Below are 18,839 nucleotides of genomic sequence, written 5' to 3'. Positions count from 1 at the left end.
CCTGTCATCCGAGTCGTATCCCGATTCATCATCCCACTCATCGATCCAGGCGGGAATGGGCGCCTGGCTCGACCGGTTGGATGGCACGCATGCGGCAAACGGCCCAGCAGTGGCTCTTCGCCGCCATGGACGCCAAGGGCCGTATTGGTGCAGTTGGGCAGCGTAACTGCCGGGTCTCGCTGGTGGGGGCGGGCCCGGGCTCGGCTGATCTGCTGACCGTTCGTGCGCTGCGGCGCATCGAGTCAGCACAAGCGGTAGTCTATGATCGCCTGGTCGGCGCCGAGATCCTCGCCTTGTTACCGAAAGGGTGCGAACGCTACTACGTCGGCAAGGCGAAGGGCGATCACAGCGTGCCGCAGGCGGAAATCGGCGATCTGATGGTGAGACTCGCCGCCGAGGGCAAACGCGTGGTGCGACTCAAGGGCGGCGATCCGGGGATCTTCGGGCGCATGGGCGAAGAGCTAGCCGCGCTCGCCGATGCCGGTATCGACAGCGAGATCGTGCCCGGCATCACGGCCGCTTCCGGCGCCGCGGCGGCGTTGGGGCTGCCGTTGACCGATCGTGCCCACGCCCAGCGCTTGCGTTTCATTACCGCCCGACAGTGCAGCGACGAGGCGATGCCCGACTGGACGACGCTTGCCCACCGAGATGAGACACTGGTCTTCTACATGGGGCTCGACCGCCTCGAGATGATCTGTGAAGGCCTGACCGGTGCCGGCCTTCCGGCCGAGTGGCCTGTGATGCTGGTCGCCAATGCTTCGCTACCCGAGCAGCAGGCGCTCATCGGTACGCTGGCGGACATGCCTCGGAGGCTCGCCGCCAACCCGTTGCCCTCGCCTTGCCTGGTCGTGGTCGGCAGCATCGTCGACATGGCCCAGGCCACCATCCGTGCGTCGATCCCGATCGATGCCGACCTTTGACTGGGCAGCCTCGGGTCGGCGGCGTAGACTTCGCCACTTTCCAGATGTCGAGGGTCTACACGTGAGTCAACTACCAGCCTGCCCGCAGTGCGGGTCAGAATATACCTATGCCGACAACCTGCTATTCATCTGCCCCGAGTGCGCCCATGAATGGTCCAGCGTGGCGACTGCCGATAGTGAGAACGATGAACGGACGGTCACTGACGCGCACGGCACCCCGCTTGCCGACGGCGACAGCGTGACCGTGATCAAGGATCTGAAGATCAAGGGGTCTTCACAGGTCGTGAAAGTGGGCACCAAGGTCAAGAGCATCCGCCTGGTCGATGGCGATCACGATATCGACTGCAAGATCGACGGGATTGGCGCCATGAAGCTCAAGTCCGAGTTCGTCAAGAAGGCCTGACATCGAATCGACGCCAGCTCGGGCGTTGGACCTATCGGGCTTCTCTAGCCGTCGATCGACTTGGGATTCAGCATCACGGGTGGGGCCATGATGGACTGGAAGATCTCTCGGTTGGACCGCGCTGACACGCTTGGCATCGAAACGGTATCGCGTTGGACCTTCGACGCCTGGGGCGGACTCCACCCGCACACGACGTTCGACGAATGGCGGGACGACACCCGCGAGGATTGCGGTGCCAGAGGCGTACCTTCGGTATTCGCGGCCATGAACGATGGCGAGCCGATAGCTACCGCGAGCCTGACCGTCAGCGACATGAGCAGTCGGCCCCTCATGGGGCCTTGGCTCGCCTCCGTTTTCGTCCTGCCGGCTTGGCGCGGCCGCGGTATCGCCTCGGCATTGGTGGCGACGGTGGAGACCGAGGCCCGGGAAGCGGATTGTCGGCGACTTTATCTCTACACACCCGACCAGGTGGCGTTTTACGCGCGTCTGGGCTGGGTGCCCTTCGAATCCGTGATTTATCGTGGCGAACGCGTCACGTTGATGCACCAGGACCTCTGAAAAGACCAGAATCGCCGTTATCGACGAGGTTCAACAACATAAGCTCGATCCCGTGATGCACGGCGATGGGAGCGCGAGCGGACGGAGCCTCAGGCCGGTGCAACGCCCCCGGCCACTGCACCGACAGCGTCTGGCGGGTGGTTCGAGGCCCTGGTTCAGGCTCGCCTGGGTTCAGACCCGCTTCGCGGAGAGCATCTCGACCAGGTCGATCACGTTCTGCGCCACCTCGATCAGCGGCTTGCTCTGATCCATGGCGGTCTTGCGCAACAGCCGGTAAGCCTCGTCTTCGGACAGCTGCTGATGGGTCATCAGCAGGCCCTTGGCGCGATCGATCCGCTTGCGGTCGCGCAGGCTCCTGCGAGTGCTTTCGAGTTCGTCGCTGATCTGCTGGAGCCTGGCGTTCTGCAGCTGTACCAGCCCGATCAGCGAGCGGCTGAAGCGTGAATCCATCGCACTGGCGGTCAGCGCGCCGAGACTCGAGGCCTGATCCGCGTCCGGCGCATCCAGCAGCAGCTTCACCGGGGCCACCCACCGCTCACCGCTCAGCGCATCCTGCAGACCCGAGGCATTGTCGATATCGCGCTCGGTCTGGGCGATACGCTCCCGGCAACTCCGTTGAAGCTCTTCCACCAGACGATCTTCGATCCCCTTCATGGCGTCGATCCGCTGCGTGGCGATGGCATACCACTGCTCGCCCGGGTCGTCGAGATCGTCGGGGAGTGGCGCATCCAGTGTCGCCAGTTCACGCAGCCGAACGATGGCGGTATGGATCGGCTGGTCCAGCTCATGGCGCCAGCGAGAGATCAGGTCGGCGCTGGCAAACTCGGCGAAGGTCTCGAAGCAGCGGTGCTGGGCATCGATCAGTTGCCGCATCGTGTGGCGGTGAGCTTCATCGAAGGCGCCCGAGGTGAAGCCGAAGGCGCCGCAGGCGCGCTCCTGCCCGGCCAGCTCCTTGCCCTGAATGAAGTGAAACAGGCAGACCAGCACGCGGGTGATTTCGGCGTCACTGGCCGTGTCCGCGGCTTCGAAGATGACCGACAGCAGATTGCTGATCAGCCGATTGAACAACCGCACGGCGTCGTCCGCGGTCAGGCGTTGCGCGTCGATATCGAGACGGATGCCGGGGAGGGCGTCGAGTCCCTGCCAGACCGCCGCGACCCGGGTCAGCAGACGGGCGCTGGCGAGCCGGTGCGAGATTCGGTCTGCCTCGTTCGGTGTCGCCCACTCCTCCAGGCGCTGGCGCAGCGTGGTCTCGGCCTGAAGGCTGTCGGCGATGCGCTGGTGCCGCTGCCTGGTGAAGCGCAGGCCACCTGAACCGAGATAGATGCTGGAGGCGCCTCGCTCACGTTGCAGGGCATGGACGAAACGAGTGATATCGCCGACGACGGCGGCGGTTTCCGCCAGGCCAGTCAGCTGTTCGATCTCGGAAATCTTGGCCGCGCGCAACAGTCGGTCGATCGCGTTCATGGGTCACGGAGCCTTACTGTCGGATTATTGTTATCGACGCCAGCACGGCAAGGCGCTGCCGGCGCAGTCGCGATGGCCTGCTCTACCAAGGTCGTAAATGACTCTACCGCGTACGCCGGGAAGGCGCACGCGGTCAGCGCGTTGAGATGACAGGAGACGGCGAGCCGGATCGATCATTGCTGAAGCGACACGGCGCGCGATGCGATCGATGGCGGGAGAGCCGGCGGGCGCCGGCCCGATCAATTATCCCTGGAGCGGACTTCGTATTCGCCGTCGAGCACCCGCTGAGAGCGCCCGGTAGCGGCCTCACCGCCATGGTCGGCGCTGCCGCCGGCGTATTGCGCCCGGGAGGCACGTACCTGTTCTGCGCGTTTTTTCATCCGGTGGCGAAGAAACGGTAGCATGGCCCAGCCGATGACGAGGAAGAACAGCCCCAGCAGGGTGCCAATGATCAGCATGGCGCCGAACAGTAGCCAGGTCAGCAACAGTCGAATCCCGCTGGCCCCCTGGCTGGGGCGGGTCTGCTGAACGCGCTCGCGCCACTGCTGGGCGGCACGCCAGGCGGCGTTGTCGTTCTGGCGGTTGTCGGTCATCCGTTTTCACTCCCGCTGTCGAGATGCTCGGAATTCAGCTCATCGCGGTGCAGGTCGAGTTCGAACTGCGCTTGCTGCGCATTGTAGCCCTCGATCTCGACGTGCCCATTACTATCGACCTCGAGCTCCGCAAAATGTTGCATTCCACCGGCCCGGGCCTTGGAGAGTGCCGCGTCGAGCTCCTCTCTGGTCAGTCCCCAGTCCGGAGCGATCGACTTCCGCTGACTCTCTCGCGTCAGCGTCCCATCGTTCAGCGTCATCGACACGTCGAGTTCCCAGCCATCGGCGCGCCAGCCCTCGATCTCGAAACGGTTGTCATCGTGATCGGCGTCCAGTTTCTCGTAGCGATTGAAACCGTAATCCTCTGCGCTGTTGAGCAGCCTCTCCAACTGACCGTAGGAGAGCGGGGTGTCGTCGGCCAGGGCGTTGACGCCGAAACCTCCGCCAAGGGCGACGGCAGGGAGTAGCCATAAGCGATTTTTCATCACGTACCTCCTGAGTGACCGTTTCCGGAAGACGCGGGTCGCGTCTGTCGAACGTGGTCGACACTGTCATCCGTTATACGCGCGCAGACCTTGCGTCGAACTGACGGTGACATTCATATTGCGTTAATCGCCCCTCGACGGCCGATAGGGATGGTGCTCGTCCGGCCGGATGTTCATGTCGGATTCATGGCAATTACGGCACACTGGCGACATGAAACTTCGCAACCTCCTCGTGCTGTTGATCGTGACCCTGCCATTGATGATGAGCGGGGCACTGGTGCCTGCGAGCGCCGACGGCGACAATTGGCGGGATCTCCACAAGGAGGTCAAGGAAGGCCACCTGGTCGGTATCGACGAGATCATGGACTGGCTGGAAGCCCGCTACGAAGGACAGATTCTCGAGGTCGAACTGGAGCAGGAGGATGGCCGGATCGAGTACGAGGTGGAGATGATCGGGCCCCAGGGGCAGGTGGTGGAGTTCGAGTTCGATGCAACCAGTGGCGAGCTGCTGAGCGTCGAGGGAGTCAATATCGAGGCGATGAAGAAGTCGCCGTGAACGATTGTCGTCGCACGTCGCCGCGGAGCAGCGACGGTGGATGAGCCTGGAACCGGGGAGTCGGTAATGAAGGTATTGTTGGTCGAGGACGATGCGGCGCTCGCCGAGGCGCTGGCCGATGCCCTTGCCGAGGCCGGGTTGCTGATCGAGTCGACCACCACCGGGCGGGAGGCCGACTTCCTGGTCCGCACCGAACGCTACGATGCGATCATCCTGGATTTGGGACTGCCCGATGGCGATGGCACCCGCTGGCTCTCCCAGTGGCGGGAGGACGACATCGATCTGCCGGTGCTGGTCCTGACGGCACGGGAGCGCTGGTCCGACAAGGCCGCGGGCTTTTCCGCCGGCGCCGATGACTACGTGGTCAAGCCGTTCGAGACCGCCGAAGTGCTGTTCCGCCTGCGCGCGCTGGTCCGGCGCAGCCATGGCCATGCCCATCCCGTGATCCGGGTGGGGGAGCTGACCCTGGACACCCACTCCGGCAGCGTCTCGCTGGCGGGCCGCCCCATTACGTTGACCGCTCAGGAGTCCCGGCTGCTCTCCTACCTGATGCACGCCTCTCCACGCATCGTCAGTCGGGCCGAACTGGTCGAGCACGTCTACAACCGCGACCATGAGCCCGACTCCAACGTCATCGACGTGCAGATCAGTCGCTTGCGACGCAAGTTCGGTCGCGCCCGGATCGAGACGCTTCGAGGCCAGGGCTACCGTCTGGTCGATCTCGAGGCCGATACTTGAAGCGTTGGCGACCCCGCTGGATTCTCCACCTGGGCGAACGTCTGCGCCTGGCGCCATTGGGGGCACGTCTGCTGGTGGCGTCACTGCTTCTGGTCATCGTGCTGCTCCCGCTGGCCGGTGTCGGGCTGAGTTACAATTTTCGCCAATCCGCCACCGCCTCTTTCGACAGCCGGCTCGAATCCCAGCTCAATGCCCTGCTGGCCGGGATTCAGGTCGACAGTGTCGGTCAGCGCCTGCACCTCAATCGCTCGCTGGGCGACGCTCGCTTCGACCGCGTCTACTCCGGTTGGTACTGGCAGGTGAGCGATGGGGGCGATCTCACCATGACGTCGCGCTCGCTGTGGGACCAGCGGCTGCCCATCCCCGGCCACCACAACGGGATCAATATCTATGAAGTCAAAGGCCCGCGAGACGACGCGCTGCGCATGATCGAGCGCGATCTCCGCTTGCCTGGCTACAGCGATGTCATCCATGTGGCGCTGGCAGGTTCGACCGCCGAGCTGGATCACGAGGTCGGGCGCTTCGAGCGCCTGCTGATCCTGTCGCTGGCCGCCTTCGGGGTGCTGCTGCTCGCGGGGCTGGCGCTTCAGATGCGCTGGGGGCTCGCGCCACTGAGACGCATGTCGGCCAACCTGCAGTCGGTGGAGGAGGGCGAGAGCGAGCGGCTGGACACGCAGTTGCCGATGGAGCTCAAGGAACTGGCGCTGGCCATGAACGGCGTGCTCGAGCGCGATCGGCGCTTGATCGAGCGAGGCCGCGCGGCGGCCGGCAATCTGGCGCACGCGCTGAAGACGCCGGTCAGCGTGCTGAAGACCTTGTCGGAGCGCTTCCCCGAGGAGCAGCGCAGGCCCATCAACACCGAGCTGACGCGCATCGATGACGCGGTGCGTCATCATCTGGCGCGAGCCTCGGCGGCGGGCGGCGTGGCATTCTCGGGGCGTGTGGCGATCGGTGACGCGATCGCCCCGGTGGTGCAGGGGTTGGCCAGGCTCGCGGAGCGTCGTGGCGTGCGGTTCGATGCCGATATCGATCCCAGGGCGGCGGCGCGTATCGACCCGCAGGATATCCAGGAGCTCACCGGCAATCTGCTGGAGAATGCGCTGCGCTGGGCAAGCACCAGGGTCTCGTTCACGGTCTCCCAGGTACCCCAGGGAGTTCGCCTGCGTATCGAGGACGACGGTCCGGGAATGACGCGTGCCCAGGGTGAGTCGGCGCTGGCGCGGGGCGTGCGCCTGGATGCCCGCGGCTCCGGCTCCGGGTTGGGACTGTCGATCGTCGAGGATCTGATGATGCTTTACGGTGGCACCCTGCGCCTCGAGCGAGCGGCGCTGGGCGGGCTGGCGGCCGATGTCTGGTTGCCCGCGTCACCGGTCTCCGCCCAGGTCGGCAATGCTGCCGGCCCGACATCGGCACCCGACTGATCGTCTTCCGCTCGATCCTCGCGGCAGCCGTGCCCGGCCCGCGGGCCTGTCACCAGGTACGCAGCTGGCCTCGTACCACGGTTCGGAATCCGCGCTGGTCCGGTGACTGGATCGCCGCCAATGCCAGCTGCAGCGCCTGCTGGGCAATTTCCGGCAAATTGTGGTGAATGCAGGGGATATGCACCCCGAACACGTCGCTATGCTCGATGTCGTCGATGCTGAACAATTGGACGTCTCGCTGTGGCACGACGCCCTGTTCGTGACAGAGCTTCAGCACCGCCATGGTGATCTGGTTGTTGGCCCCGATGATCGCCTCTGGCCAGGAGTGGTCGCGCAGATAGTCGCGTAGCGCCAGATAGGCGGGCTCGAAGCTGAAATCGCTGTAGATCACCTCGAGCGATACCGGTCGGCTGCCGATCGCTTCACGCAGCCCGGACATTCGCCCGATCGAGACCATCGAGTCGGCCGGGCCCGACACGGCGAGCAGCTGCGTCAATCCCTTCTCCAGGCAGTAGCGCCCGGCCTGATAACCGCAGTCGAGATTGTCGATGTAGACGCCGCCGTAATGCGCGGCCTTGAGCTCGCGGTCGACCAGTACCACCGGAATCCTCGCCGCCTCCAGGCGATCCAGGTAGGCCGGATGATAGTCGATGTCCGAGGAGATGACCGACAGGATGACGGCATCGACGGAGAATTCGATCAACTTGCCGATCGCCTCGTCTTCCAGCGTTTCCGACTCGTAGGAGTCGAACACCAGCACCGTATAGCCCCGGGCTCTGGCGGCCAGAGTGATCTCCCGCGTCATCCGGCCGAAGAACGGGTTGCTCATGTTGGGGTTGACCACACCCAGCGTTCGCGTGATCGCGGGATCGCGATTGGCCGTCTGCGACTGCGGCACGTAATTGAGTTCACGGGCGATTCGCAATATCTGACTACGGGTCTCGGCGTGCACCTTCTCCGGCGAAGAGAAGGTCCGCGAGACGGTAATCTTGCTGACCCCGGCCTGTCGGGCAATATCTTCGAGCGTGGTTCGAGGCATCGACCTCATCTCCCTGGTGATACTCGTGATTTTCGACTGTCGAGAACGTGGCCGGCAAGCCGGCGACCTCTCCCGGTGCAGTGACGATCATGAGCATCTAATATCATTTTGTGTCATTTCATAACATCGATATTGTCCGCGAGGGACTGGTTTTTCTCTACTACTTAGGTCTATTTGGGGCATTAAACATTGGTCTAATATTTTTCAATATATTGATTTTAAAAGATAAATTAAAATTCAGCCGGCTTGATTCCTTCAGTGTTAACGCTATGATTTCCTCTTGATGTCATGTGCGTCAGGGCAGGCATCCATGAGTGCACGGTCGATCCTCTTCATCACAACGCCAGCCTGGGTAGATCGGGTCGGATCGTATCCGTGGGATCGTTCGATGCTCGGCGCGATAGCCGTCGAATATGACCGCCGTCGAAAACATAGCAATAACGAGCGCTACGAGAGGAATTCCAGATGAGACTTGCCTTGTTCATTTCAGGTGTCGGGATCGCAGGCTTGAGTGTCTGCTCCGTCGCCATGGCACAGAGCACGGAAATCACCGTCGCCACGGTGAACAACCCCGACATGGTGACCATGCAGAGCATGATGTCGGCGTTCAACGACGCGCATCCGGATATCAAGGTCAACTGGGTGACGCTACCGGAAAACGAGTTGCGGCAGAAGGTCACGACCGATATCGCCAGCGGGGCCGGCCAGTACGACGTGGTCACCGTGAGCAACTACGAGACGCCGATCTGGGCGCAGAACGACTGGCTGACGCCGATGGAGAACCTGCCCGAGAGCTATGACGTCGATGATCTGCTCAAGCCGGTCAAGGATGGCCTGTCGGTCGACGGCACGCTCTACGCCTTGCCGTTCTATGCGGAATCCTCGGTGACCTACTACCGCAAGGATCTGTTCGAGAAGGCCGGGATCGAGATGCCGGACAAGCCGACCTGGAGCCAGGTCGAGGAGTTCGCCTCCAAGATTCATTCGCCCTCGGATGGCGTCTATGGCATCTGTCTGCGCGGACTGCCCGGATGGGGGCAGAACATGGCGCTGTTCGGCACCATGGTCAACAGCTTCGGCGGTCGCTGGTTCGACATGGACTGGAAACCGCAGCTGACCAGCGAAGAGTGGAAGAACGCGGCCCACGCCTATGTCGATCTGCTCAACAACTATGGTCCTCCGGGCGTGACCTCCAACGGCTTCACCGAATCCGAGACGCTGTTCGCCAATGGCCAGTGCGGGATGTGGGTGGATTCCACCGTCGCGGCGAGCTATGTGAGCGACCCGAAAACCTCGCAGGTCGCCGACAAGGTGGGCTTCGCTCAGGCGCCTTACGAGACGACGGAGAAAGGCTCCAACTGGCTGTTCACCTGGGCGCTGGCGGTGCCGCAGTCCTCCAAGCATCAGGACGCGGCGAAGACCTTCGTCGACTGGGCGACTTCCAAGGACTACATCCAGGCCGTGGCTGATGACAAGGGCTGGCTGGCCGTTCCGCCGGGAACGCGCCAATCGACCTATGCCAGCGAGGATTACGTCAAGGCAGCACCGTTCGCGCCGCTGGTCGAGACGGCGATCAAGAGCGCCAGTCCGAACGACCCCAGCGCGCAGGAAGTGCCCTATACCGGCGTGCAGTTCGTCACCATTCCGCAGTTCCAGGCGATCGGGACACGGGTCGGCCAGCTGATGGCGGCGATGCTGTCCGGTCAGAGCAGCGTCGATGAAGCGCTGCAGCAGGGGCAGACCTTCACCGACCGCATCATGCAGCAGACCGGCAAACCGCAGTAAGCGATTCGCCACGGACACCGCCGAGCCGCCATGGCGATCGGCGGTGTCGCTGCGCAAGTCGGACCAGTGGTTGCATGACGCAATCCAAAGCCACGGGAATCACGCATGAAAGCCATTTCTCGAACCGCCTCGACCACCGCGCCATCCGCCGAAGAGGCCGGTGCGCGCTCGTTCGCTCGCACGACGCGACTGCTGATGGCGCCGGCGGTCATCTTCCTGCTGATCTGGATGCTCGTGCCGCTGGCAATGACCATCTATTACTCGTTTCAGCAGTACAACCTGATCATGCCGATGTACAACGGCTTCGCCGGGTTGACCAATTTCACCATCCTGTTGAGCGATCCCACCTTCTGGAAATCGCTGGCCAACACCCTGATCATCGTCGGGGCCAGCCTGGTCATCACGGTCTGCCTGGGCCTGGCGCTGGCGCTGCTTTTCAACCGGACCTTCGTCGGCCGAGGCGTGGCGCGCACGCTGGCGGTCGCGCCGTTCTTCGTGATGCCGGTCGTGACCGGGCTGATCTGGAAGAACATGTTGTTCCATCCGGTCTACGGCCTGTTCGCCTGGGTGGCTCGACAACTGGGGCTGGAGCCGATCGACTGGCTCGCCCACTATCCGATGCTGTCGGTGATCATCATGATCACCTGGGAATGGACTCCGTTCGCGTTGCTGGTGCTGCTGACCGGCCTGCAGTCGCTGCCGGAAGACCAGATCGAGGCGGCCAAGCTCGATGGCGCCAGTGCCTGGCAGGAGTTCCGCCATATCGTGATTCCCCACCTGGGGCAGGTGCTGTACGTCGTGGTGATGCTTGAGAGCATCTTCTTCCTGACCTCGTTCGCGGAGATCTACACCACCACTGGCGGCGGCCCCGGCACCGCCACGACCAACCTGCCGTACTACATCTTCCAGACCGTGTTCCAGCAGAACGACATCGGCATCGCCTCGGCGGCCGCCATCGGCGCCGTGATCCTGGCGAACATCTTCGCCATCATGCTGATTCGCTTCATTGCCGGGAACCTCAACGCGGGAGCCGCACGATGAATTCGAACCGGTTTGCCAACGGTGCCCTGGGCGTACTCGCGTGGGGCGTGGCACTGCTGATCTTCTTCCCGATCCTGTGGCTGCTGCTGACCTCGTTCAAGACCGAGCAGCAGGCCTTCACGGTGGTGCCGAACTTCTTCTTCTCGCCGACGCTGGAGAGTTTCAAGATGGCCCTGGCGCAGGGCAGCGGTTACTGGCACTACGCCTGGAACTCCGCGCTGACCGCCGTCGCCTCGACCGTCATCGGGCTGGCGCTGGCGGTGCCGGCCGCCTATGCGATGGCGTTCTATCCCAACAAGCGCACCGACTTCCTGCTGGTATGGATGGTCTCGACCAAGTTCATCCCGGCGGTGGGCGTGCTGATCCCGATCTACCTGGTCTACAGCGCGGTCGGGCTGCTGGACAACGCGTTGGGGCTGACGCTGCTGTTCACCGCCATGAACCTGCCGATCATCGTCTGGATGGTCTACTCCTACTTCCGCGACATTCCCAAGGATATCGTCGAGGCCGCCGACATCGACGGCGCTAGCATCATGCAGACGCTGTTCAAGGTGGTGCTGCCGCTGGCGCTGCCCGGGCTGGCCTCGACGGGGCTGCTGGCGCTGATCCTGGCCTGGAACGAGTCGTTCTGGAGCATCACCATGACCGACCATAGCGCGGCGACGCTGGCGGTCTACATTGCCTCGTTCAAGAGTGCCGAGGGGCTGTTCTGGGCCAAGATGTCCGCCGCCTCCGTGCTGGCGATCGCGCCGATCATCGTGCTCGGCTGGTTCACGCAACGCCAGATGGTCAGAGGCCTGACTTTCGGCGCCGTCAAATGACCGGCGATCGTGCTGGTAACGGATTTCCTATAGAGGGTTAACGACATGGCTATCGTCGAACTCAAGAACGTCGCCAAGAATTATGGTTCGCAACTCAAGGGCGCCAGCAGCAGCAACGCCGTCGACGACTTCAACCTGGTCACGCGTGACGGCGAGTTCGTGGTCCTGGTGGGGCCGTCGGGCTGCGGCAAGTCGACCACCATGCGCATGATCGCCGGGCTCGAGCGCAATACCGAAGGCGAAATCCTGATCGGCGGCCGGGATGTCAGTCAGGTGCCGCCCAAGGAGCGCGACATTGCGATGGTGTTCCAGAGCTACGCGCTCTACCCGCACATGAGCGTGGCCGAGAACATGGCGTTCAGCCTGCGGTTGAAGAAACGCCCCGCCGAGGAGATCAAGCAGAAGATCGACGAGGCGGCCCAGACGCTCGGCATCCAGCATCTGCTCGAACGCAAGCCGCGCGAACTCTCCGGCGGGCAACGTCAGCGTGTCGCGCTGGGTAGGGCGATCGTGCGCGATCCGCAGGTGTTCCTGATGGACGAGCCGCTCTCCAACCTGGATGCCAAGTTGCGCGTCGACATGCGTGCCGAGATCGTCAAGCTGCACAAGCGTCTCAAGGTCACCACCTTCTACGTCACCCACGATCAGGTCGAGGCGATGACCATGGGCGAACGTATCGTGGTGATGAAGGATGGCAAGATCCAGCAGATCGACACGCCGATCAATCTCTACGAGTTCCCGGCCAACCGCTTCGTGGCCGGCTTCATCGGCAACCCTTCGATGAACTTCCTGCCCGCCAGGCATGTCGATGGGGTCGTGAGTGGAGATGGCTATCGGCTCTCTTTGGACGCTGCCCACCGAGCCACCATGGCATCGCGGGGCGGGGCGGACGTCTGGGCCGGTATCCGCCCGGAACATCTCCGCTTGAGCGACGCGGCGGCCACCAATCGCATCGAGGGAACGGTGGATGTCGTCGAGACGCTGGGGGCGGTGACCATGGTGCAGTTGAGCGTGGGCGAACACGCCGTTTCGGCACAGCTCCCGGGCCATCGGAAGGTGCAGCTCGGCGACACGCTGACGCTGACCTGCGACAGCGACAAGCTGCATCTTTTCGACAGCGAGAGCGAACTGGCCATTGCCCGCGAGTCGACGGCAGCGCCTTCGGCTGCGGAAGCCTGACCGATACCGTGGCCTGTGCGATGGATCACCCACGGCAGTGACTTTTTCAGGAGAAACACTATGGCATCGTTGAATTCGGCGGCGCTCGACCAACTCGACAGCAGCGTCGCCAAGCCGTCCTACGACCGGGCCCAGGTCACGCCCGGCATCGTGCACTTCGGTGTCGGCGGTTTCCATCGCGCCCACCAGGCGATGTATCTCGACGACCTCATGAATCGGGGCGAGGCGCTGGACTGGGGGATCGTCGGCGTCGGGGTGATGCCTGGCGACCGTCGCATGCAGGTGGCACTCTCCGCCCAGGATCATCTCTATACCCTGGTGATCAAGCATCCCGAGGGCGAATACCAGGCGCGAGTGATCGGTTCGATCATCGACTATCGCTACGCCCCGGACGACATCGAAGGCACCCTGGAGCTGCTGGCGGATCCGAAGATTCGCATCGTCTCGCTGACGGTGACCGAAGGCGGCTACAACTTCCACCACGTCACTGGCGAGTTCGATCTCGGTAACGCCGATGTCGAGCACGATCTGGCCTCGCCGAAGACGCCCAGGACCACTTTCGGGATCGTGGCCGAGGCGTTGGCGCGACGTCGCGAGCGGGGCATCGAGCCGTTCACGGTGATGTCCTGCGACAACATCCAGGGCAACGGCGAAGTCGCCCACAAGATGTTCGTGGCCTATGCCCGGGCGCGGGACGTGGAACTGGGCGACTGGATCGATGCCAACGTCCACTTCCCCAACTCGATGGTCGATCGCATCACGCCGGTGACCACCGATGCCGACATCGAAGAGATCGGAAGCCGCTTCGGTATCGAGGATCGCTGGCCGGTGGTGTGCGAGCCATTCACCCAGTGGGTGCTGGAGGATCATTTCAACGCGGGCCGCCCGGCCTACGACCAGGTTGGCGTGCAACTGGTCGAAGACGTCATGCCCTACGAACTGATGAAGCTGCGCCTGCTCAACGCCAGCCATCAGGCGCTGACCTATTTCGGCTACCTGGCCGGCTACCGCTACGCCCATGAGGTGTGCCAGGACCCGCTGTTCGTAGACTTTCTGCTCGACTACATGAACCGCGAGGGCACGCCGACGCTGCGTCCGGTGCCGGGGGTCGATCTCGACGACTACAAGCGGACCCTGATCGCGCGTTTCGCCAATCCGGAGATCAAGGATACCCTGGCGCGACTCTGCGCCGAGAGCTCGGATCGCATTCCCAAGTGGCTGCTGCCGGTGATCCGGGAGCAGTTGGCCCAGGGAGGAGAGATCCATCGAAGCGCGGCGGTCGTTGCAAGCTGGGCGCGTTATGCGGAGGGGGCCGACGAGCAGGGCGAGCCGATCACGGTGGTCGACCGGCTCAAGGACGAACTGATGGCGATCGCCAAGCGCAACCGCGACCAGCCGACCGCGTTCATCGAGAACCGTCAGCTGTTCGGGGACCTGGCCGATGACGAACGGTTCCGCTCGGCCTATCTCGATGCGCTGGATCGTCTCTATCGTGATGGCGCCCGGGCCTGCGTCGAGCATCTCGTCGCCAGTTGACCCCCGCGGTCGACAGGGTGAGGGCGGCACTGGCGCCGGCCTCGACGGAACTGATCAAGGGATGGATGTGATGTATATCGGCGTGGATTGTGGCACCCAGAGCACCAAGGTGGTGGTGGTCGATGGCAGCGACGGTCGCATCGTCGGCGAGGCCTCGCGACCCCACAAGCTGGAGCAGGGCGACCATGGGCGGCGGGAACAGCGGGTCGAGGAGTGGACCGAGGCGTTCCGTGGCGCGCTCGATGAGGCGCTGAAGGATGCCGGCGTCGGCGCGGAGGCCATTCGCGCGATCGGTGTCTCCGGCCAGCAGCACGGCATGGTGGCTCTCGACGAGGATGGCGTACCGGTACACCCGGCCAAGCTCTGGAACGACACCGAGACCGCGGAGTGGAACGAGCGACTGATCGACCGGCTCGGTGGCGAGCAGGGCTGCATCGACAAGCTGGGCCTGGTGCTGCAGACCGGCTATACCGCCTCGAAGGTCGCCTGGCTGCGCGAGACCCATCCGCAGGCCTACCGCCGGATCGCCATGCTGCTGTTGCCCCACGACTACCTCAACTTCTGGCTGACCGGCGAGCGCGTGGCCGAACCGGGCGATGCCTCCGGTACCGGCTACTTCGATACGCGGGCGCGGACCTGGCGGCGCGATGCGTTCGAGATCATCGCCCCGGAGCTCGACTTCGACAGCGTGCTGCCCCGACTGATCGACTCCCGCGAGGCGGTGGGCAAGGTGCGGCCGGCGCTGGCCCGTGAGCTGGGCCTCAGCGACGACGTCATCGTCTCCAGCGGCGGCGGCGACAACATGATGGGCGCCATCGGCACCGGCAACATCGAGCCGGGCCGGGTCACGATCAGTCTCGGCACCTCAGGCACCATCGCCGTTCACTCTGGCGAAGCGGTGGTGCCGGAAAACGCCATGGTGGCCAACTTTTGTGCCAGTCACGGCGGCTGGCTGCCGCTGATCTGCACCATGAACGTGACTTCGGCCACGACCACGCTGCGGGAATTGGTCGGGCTCGACATCGACGGGTTCAACCGCGCCGTGGCCAAGGCGGAACCGGGCGCGGGCGGCATCACGCTGCTGCCTTTCTTCAGCGGTGAGCGTGTGCCGGCGCTGCCGCAGGCGCAGGCCAGCATGAGCGGCATGACCAGCTTCAACACCACGCCGGAAAACCTGTGTCGCGCGGCGGTCGAGAGCGCCACGTTCGGGTTGCGCTACGGGCTCGAGCTGCTCGGCTCGCTGGCGAGCGAGGCGACCCAGATTCGTCTCGTCGGGGGTGGTGCGAAGAGTCCGGTCTGGCGTCAGATCGTCGCCGACGTGCTCGATCTCGAGGTGGTATGCCCGGAAGTCACCGAAGCCGCCGCCTTCGGCGGCGCCATCCAGGCACGCTGGTGCGACGATCGCGACTCCGAGGTGGCACTGGAAGAGCTGTGCCGGGATTGGGTACGGCTGGACCAAGACACCCTGACCCGGCCACGGCCGGAAGTGGTCGCCAGCTACGACGGCATCTACCGGCGCTATCGTGAGGCGCTGAGCCGGGAGTATGGCATCGCCTGAGGCTCGCTCATTGCGGTAAGGGGGAGGGCATTGAAATCATCGCCTCTCCCCCTCATAAGACAGAACAGGTGCGGTGATTTTCCGCTGGAATTCCAACTTGCCAGGCCCTCCGTCCAACCAGGATCGACCCTGATCGTCGATCGCCGGAAACACGCCATGTGGCACGGCGATGACCACGTATCGGTGTTATGCTTTCAGAATCAGGATTGCGACGGGATGCAATCACACGCCACAACGATGGAGCGATTCATGACACAGCAACTCGACTCTCTCAAACAGCTTTCCATGGTGGTTGCCGATACCGGCGACCTGGATGCCATTCGTCGCTATCAGCCGCACGATGCGACCACCAACCCCTCCCTGATCCTCAAGGCTTTCGATCTCGAGGGTTACCAGGCGCTGATCGACGAGACACTGGCGGCGGTCAAGTCCGACATCAGCGATGTCGACGCCCGCGTCGAGGAAGCCGTGGACCGCCTATCGGTGGCTATCGGTACCGAGATCACCAAGCTGGTGCCCGGACGGGTCTCCACCGAGGTGGCGGCCAAGCTCTCGTTCGACGAGCAGGCCAGCATCGACAAGGCGCATCACCTGATCGATCTCTACGAGAAGCAGGGGGTCTCCAAGGATCGGGTGCTGATCAAGCTGGCCTCGACCTGGGAAGGCATCCGTGCCGCTGAAAAGCTCGAGAAGGAGGGCATCAACTGCAACCTGACGCTGCTGTTCTCCGATGCCCAGGCCCGGGCCTGCTTCGAGGCTGGCGTCTACCTGATCTCGCCCTTCGTCGGTCGTGTCACCGACTGGTACAAGAAGGCCACCGGCACCGAATCCTATGCGCCGGACGAGGACCCGGGCGTCAAGTTCGTGCGCGGCGTGTGCGACTACGCCAGCCAGTATGGCTACGACACCGTAGTCATGGGTGCCAGCTTCCGCAACACCGACCAGATCCGGGCGCTGGCCGGCTGCAACCGCCTCACCATCTCGCCGGCGCTGCTCGAGGAACTCGCCTCCACGGACGGCGAAGTGACGCGCAAGATCACCGATCAGGGTAGCGGCGCCAAGCGTCTCGACCCGATCGGCGAAGCGCAGTTCCGCTGGGAGCACAACGAGGACGCCATGGCCACCGAGAAGCTGGCCGAAGGTATTCGCACCTTCGCCGCCGACCAGAAGAAGCTGGAAGGTCTGCTGGCCAAGCGATTGGGCTGAGTCTTTTCTTTCAAGCTCGATGCAGAGACACCCGGCTATATGCCGGGTGTTTTTTTATTGATGGACCGGGCTTGGCTGATTCCCGAGTGAAGAGTGCGTCACTGATCGTGAATCAGCCATCCTCACCGCTGATTGACGAGGGGGCTTAACGCTCGCCCCCTCGCCGCTCCCCCTCTACTGGCGTCGCAAGACCGCGAAACCCGGTATGAGAATGCGCCTGCGCTCCGGGTCGGCGCGCACGGACATCCTTGTCCTGGCGCGCCTCGCGCGACATCCATGTCGCGCGACCCGGCTTAGCGCTTCTCATCCCGCGCGGTCTTGGAGACGCCGGGTAAATTCCAGCCTTATTCGATGTACGGTGAGGATCGCTAATTCAAGATCATTGAAGCTCGCGACAGCAAGCCACTGCGTGAGTCGGTTACGTCTTACTCCACACATCCGCCAGAATCTCGTAGGACTTCACCCGCTGGGCGTGGTCGTAACAGTCGGTGTTGACCATGATCTCGTCGGCCCCGGTACGGTCCAGCAGCTCGTCCAGTTGCTGGCGTACGCTCTCGGGCCCGCCGACGACGGCGGCTCCGAGATTCTGGGCGACCATGGCCTGCTCCTGGGGCGACCAGTCGAGATGCTCCACCGGTGGCTGGGTCCGCGTACTCTTGCCGCGGATCAGGTTGAGGAACTTCTGCTGCTGGGTGGAGGCGAGGAAGCGGGCGCGCTCGTCGGTATCGGCGGCGATCAGCGGAATCCCGATCATCGCGTGAGGCTTGTCGAGCACCCCCGGCTGGAAGCCTTCGCGATAGAGATGCAGGGCCTCGATCATGTAACCGGGGGCGAACTGACCGGCGAAGGCGAACGGCAGCCCGAGCCTGGCCGCGAGCTGCGCGCTGTAGCCGCTGGAACCGAGCAGCCAGATCGGCACATGGGTGCCTTCGCCGGGAATCGCCCGCACCCGCTGGCCGGGTACGGTATCGCCCAGGTAGCGGCGGAGTTCGTCGAGACGATCGGGGAAATCGTTGACCCCGGCGCGCGGGTCGCGACGCATGGCCTGCATGGTGATGCCGTCGGAGCCCGGGGCACGGCCGAGGCCGAGATCGATACGCTCCGGGTAGAGCGTCGCCAGCGTGCCGAACTGCTCGGCGATCGCCAGCGGCGGATGATTGGGCAGCATGATCCCGCCGCTGCCGATGCGCATGGTCGAGGTCGCCCCGGCGATATGACCGATCAGCACGCTGGTCGCCGCGCTGGCGATACCGTCGATATTGTGGTGCTCGGCCAGCCAGTAGCGGTTGTAGCCCAGGCGCTCGGTCTGCTGGGCCAGGTCGACGCTATGGCGGAACGTCTCCGCTGCGGTGCCGTCGCGCGTGATCGGCGCCAGATCCAGTACCGAGAGAGGAGTATCAGCGAGTCGTGACATGAGCGTTCCCTTCAGGAAATGGATGGGCGCTCGTTAGCGCCCTCATGATCTCCATCATGAGGGCTGTTGCGATGAATGCAACCGATACCCGCTGTCGATCTCCACGCTGTGCCGGATTG

General features: G+C 63.7%; 18 protein-coding genes. 13 read left to right on the top strand and 5 right to left on the bottom strand.

Going from position 1 to position 18,839, the window contains the following annotated elements; translation table 11 throughout:
* Positions 1 to 125: 125 nt before the first annotated feature.
* The 3 genes from cobA (at position 126) to AAGT95_RS21000 (ending at position 1,881) form a co-directional block, all read left to right on the top strand.
* Positions 126 to 920, top strand: coding sequence for a uroporphyrinogen-III C-methyltransferase (cobA, locus tag AAGT95_RS21010; RefSeq protein ID WP_342596560.1), 795 nt, complete (start codon positions 126 to 128; stop codon positions 918 to 920).
* Between the two features lie 61 nt (positions 921 to 981).
* A complete protein-coding gene (locus AAGT95_RS21005; protein ID WP_342595019.1) occupies positions 982 to 1,323 on the top strand; it encodes a zinc ribbon domain-containing protein YjdM in 342 nt (113 codons plus the stop codon).
* A gap of 87 nt (positions 1,324 to 1,410) precedes the next feature.
* Entirely contained in the window at positions 1,411 to 1,881 is a 471-nt protein-coding gene (locus AAGT95_RS21000; protein WP_342595018.1) for a GNAT family N-acetyltransferase, read from the top strand.
* Positions 1,882 to 2,052: 171 nt separating this feature from the next.
* Here the strand turns inward: AAGT95_RS21000 and AAGT95_RS20995 are convergent, their stop codons facing one another.
* The 3 genes from AAGT95_RS20995 to AAGT95_RS20985 form a co-directional block, all read right to left on the bottom strand.
* Positions 2,053 to 3,348: a nitrate- and nitrite sensing domain-containing protein gene (locus AAGT95_RS20995; protein ID WP_342595017.1), complete on the bottom strand. Its 1,296-nt coding sequence runs from the start codon at positions 3,346 to 3,348 to the stop codon at positions 2,053 to 2,055.
* A 239-nt stretch (positions 3,349 to 3,587) separates the two neighbouring features.
* Complete coding sequence (locus AAGT95_RS20990) at positions 3,588 to 3,941, bottom strand: hypothetical protein (RefSeq protein WP_110598588.1); 354 nt, start codon at positions 3,939 to 3,941, stop codon at positions 3,588 to 3,590.
* Complete coding sequence (locus tag AAGT95_RS20985; RefSeq protein WP_342595016.1) at positions 3,938 to 4,426, bottom strand: hypothetical protein; 489 nt, start codon at positions 4,424 to 4,426, stop codon at positions 3,938 to 3,940. Before AAGT95_RS20985 ends, AAGT95_RS20990 begins: the two co-directional genes overlap by 4 nt.
* Before the next feature lie 211 nt (positions 4,427 to 4,637).
* On the opposite strand from AAGT95_RS20985, the gene AAGT95_RS20980 reads away from it, so the two are divergent.
* The 3 genes from AAGT95_RS20980 to AAGT95_RS20970 all read left to right on the top strand — a co-directional run bounded on the left by AAGT95_RS20980 (position 4,638) and on the right by AAGT95_RS20970 (position 7,141).
* Complete coding sequence (locus AAGT95_RS20980) at positions 4,638 to 4,982, top strand: PepSY domain-containing protein (protein ID WP_110598586.1); 345 nt, start codon at positions 4,638 to 4,640, stop codon at positions 4,980 to 4,982.
* 66 nt (positions 4,983 to 5,048) lie between these two features.
* Positions 5,049 to 5,720, top strand: a complete 672-nt coding sequence (locus AAGT95_RS20975) for a winged helix-turn-helix domain-containing protein (protein ID WP_110598585.1) — start codon at positions 5,049 to 5,051, stop codon at positions 5,718 to 5,720.
* Positions 5,717 to 7,141 (top strand): sensor histidine kinase, encoded by a 1,425-nt coding sequence (locus tag AAGT95_RS20970; protein ID WP_240612299.1) that lies wholly within the window; start codon positions 5,717 to 5,719, stop codon positions 7,139 to 7,141. The genes AAGT95_RS20975 and AAGT95_RS20970 overlap by 4 nt, the downstream gene beginning before the upstream one ends.
* Before the next feature lie 49 nt (positions 7,142 to 7,190).
* On the opposite strand, the gene AAGT95_RS20965 is transcribed toward AAGT95_RS20970, so the two are convergent.
* Positions 7,191 to 8,180 (bottom strand): LacI family DNA-binding transcriptional regulator, encoded by a 990-nt coding sequence (locus AAGT95_RS20965; RefSeq protein WP_162302601.1) that lies wholly within the window; start codon positions 8,178 to 8,180, stop codon positions 7,191 to 7,193.
* Between the two features lie 465 nt (positions 8,181 to 8,645).
* Between AAGT95_RS20965 and AAGT95_RS20960 the strand changes: the two genes are divergently transcribed.
* The 7 genes from AAGT95_RS20960 (at position 8,646) to tal (ending at position 17,306) form a co-directional block, all read left to right on the top strand.
* Positions 8,646 to 9,965, top strand: a complete 1,320-nt coding sequence (locus AAGT95_RS20960) for an ABC transporter substrate-binding protein (RefSeq protein WP_110598583.1) — start codon at positions 8,646 to 8,648, stop codon at positions 9,963 to 9,965.
* 195 nt (positions 9,966 to 10,160) lie between these two features.
* The gene (locus AAGT95_RS20955; RefSeq protein WP_110598990.1) at positions 10,161 to 11,006 is read left to right on the top strand and encodes a carbohydrate ABC transporter permease; all 846 of its coding nucleotides are present in this window, start codon (positions 10,161 to 10,163) and stop codon (positions 11,004 to 11,006) included.
* Complete coding sequence (locus tag AAGT95_RS20950) at positions 11,003 to 11,827, top strand: carbohydrate ABC transporter permease (protein WP_110598582.1); 825 nt, start codon at positions 11,003 to 11,005, stop codon at positions 11,825 to 11,827. Before AAGT95_RS20955 ends, AAGT95_RS20950 begins: the two co-directional genes overlap by 4 nt.
* A gap of 45 nt (positions 11,828 to 11,872) precedes the next feature.
* Positions 11,873 to 13,006, top strand: a complete 1,134-nt coding sequence (locus tag AAGT95_RS20945; RefSeq protein WP_110598581.1) for an ABC transporter ATP-binding protein — start codon at positions 11,873 to 11,875, stop codon at positions 13,004 to 13,006.
* Positions 13,007 to 13,066: 60 nt separating this feature from the next.
* Positions 13,067 to 14,542, top strand: coding sequence for a mannitol dehydrogenase family protein (locus tag AAGT95_RS20940; protein ID WP_342595015.1), 1,476 nt, complete (start codon positions 13,067 to 13,069; stop codon positions 14,540 to 14,542).
* Positions 14,543 to 14,612: 70 nt separating this feature from the next.
* Positions 14,613 to 16,100: a xylulokinase gene (gene xylB / locus AAGT95_RS20935; protein WP_342596559.1), complete on the top strand. Its 1,488-nt coding sequence runs from the start codon at positions 14,613 to 14,615 to the stop codon at positions 16,098 to 16,100.
* 249 nt (positions 16,101 to 16,349) lie between these two features.
* On the top strand, positions 16,350 to 17,306 hold the full coding sequence (gene tal, locus AAGT95_RS20930) for a transaldolase (RefSeq protein WP_110598578.1): 957 nt from the start codon (positions 16,350 to 16,352) through the stop codon (positions 17,304 to 17,306).
* Between the two features lie 418 nt (positions 17,307 to 17,724).
* Here the strand turns inward: tal and AAGT95_RS20925 are convergent, their stop codons facing one another.
* Positions 17,725 to 18,720, bottom strand: coding sequence for an LLM class flavin-dependent oxidoreductase (locus AAGT95_RS20925; protein ID WP_342595014.1), 996 nt, complete (start codon positions 18,718 to 18,720; stop codon positions 17,725 to 17,727).
* Positions 18,721 to 18,839 lie beyond the last annotated feature (119 nt).

It is taken from the genome of Salinicola lusitanus, assembly GCF_038648475.1.
Classification (GTDB): Bacteria; Pseudomonadota; Gammaproteobacteria; order Pseudomonadales; family Halomonadaceae; genus Salinicola; species Salinicola lusitanus.
The sequence above is the reverse complement of the archived record's forward strand: the minus strand, read 5'-3'. Positions and strand labels throughout refer to the sequence as shown.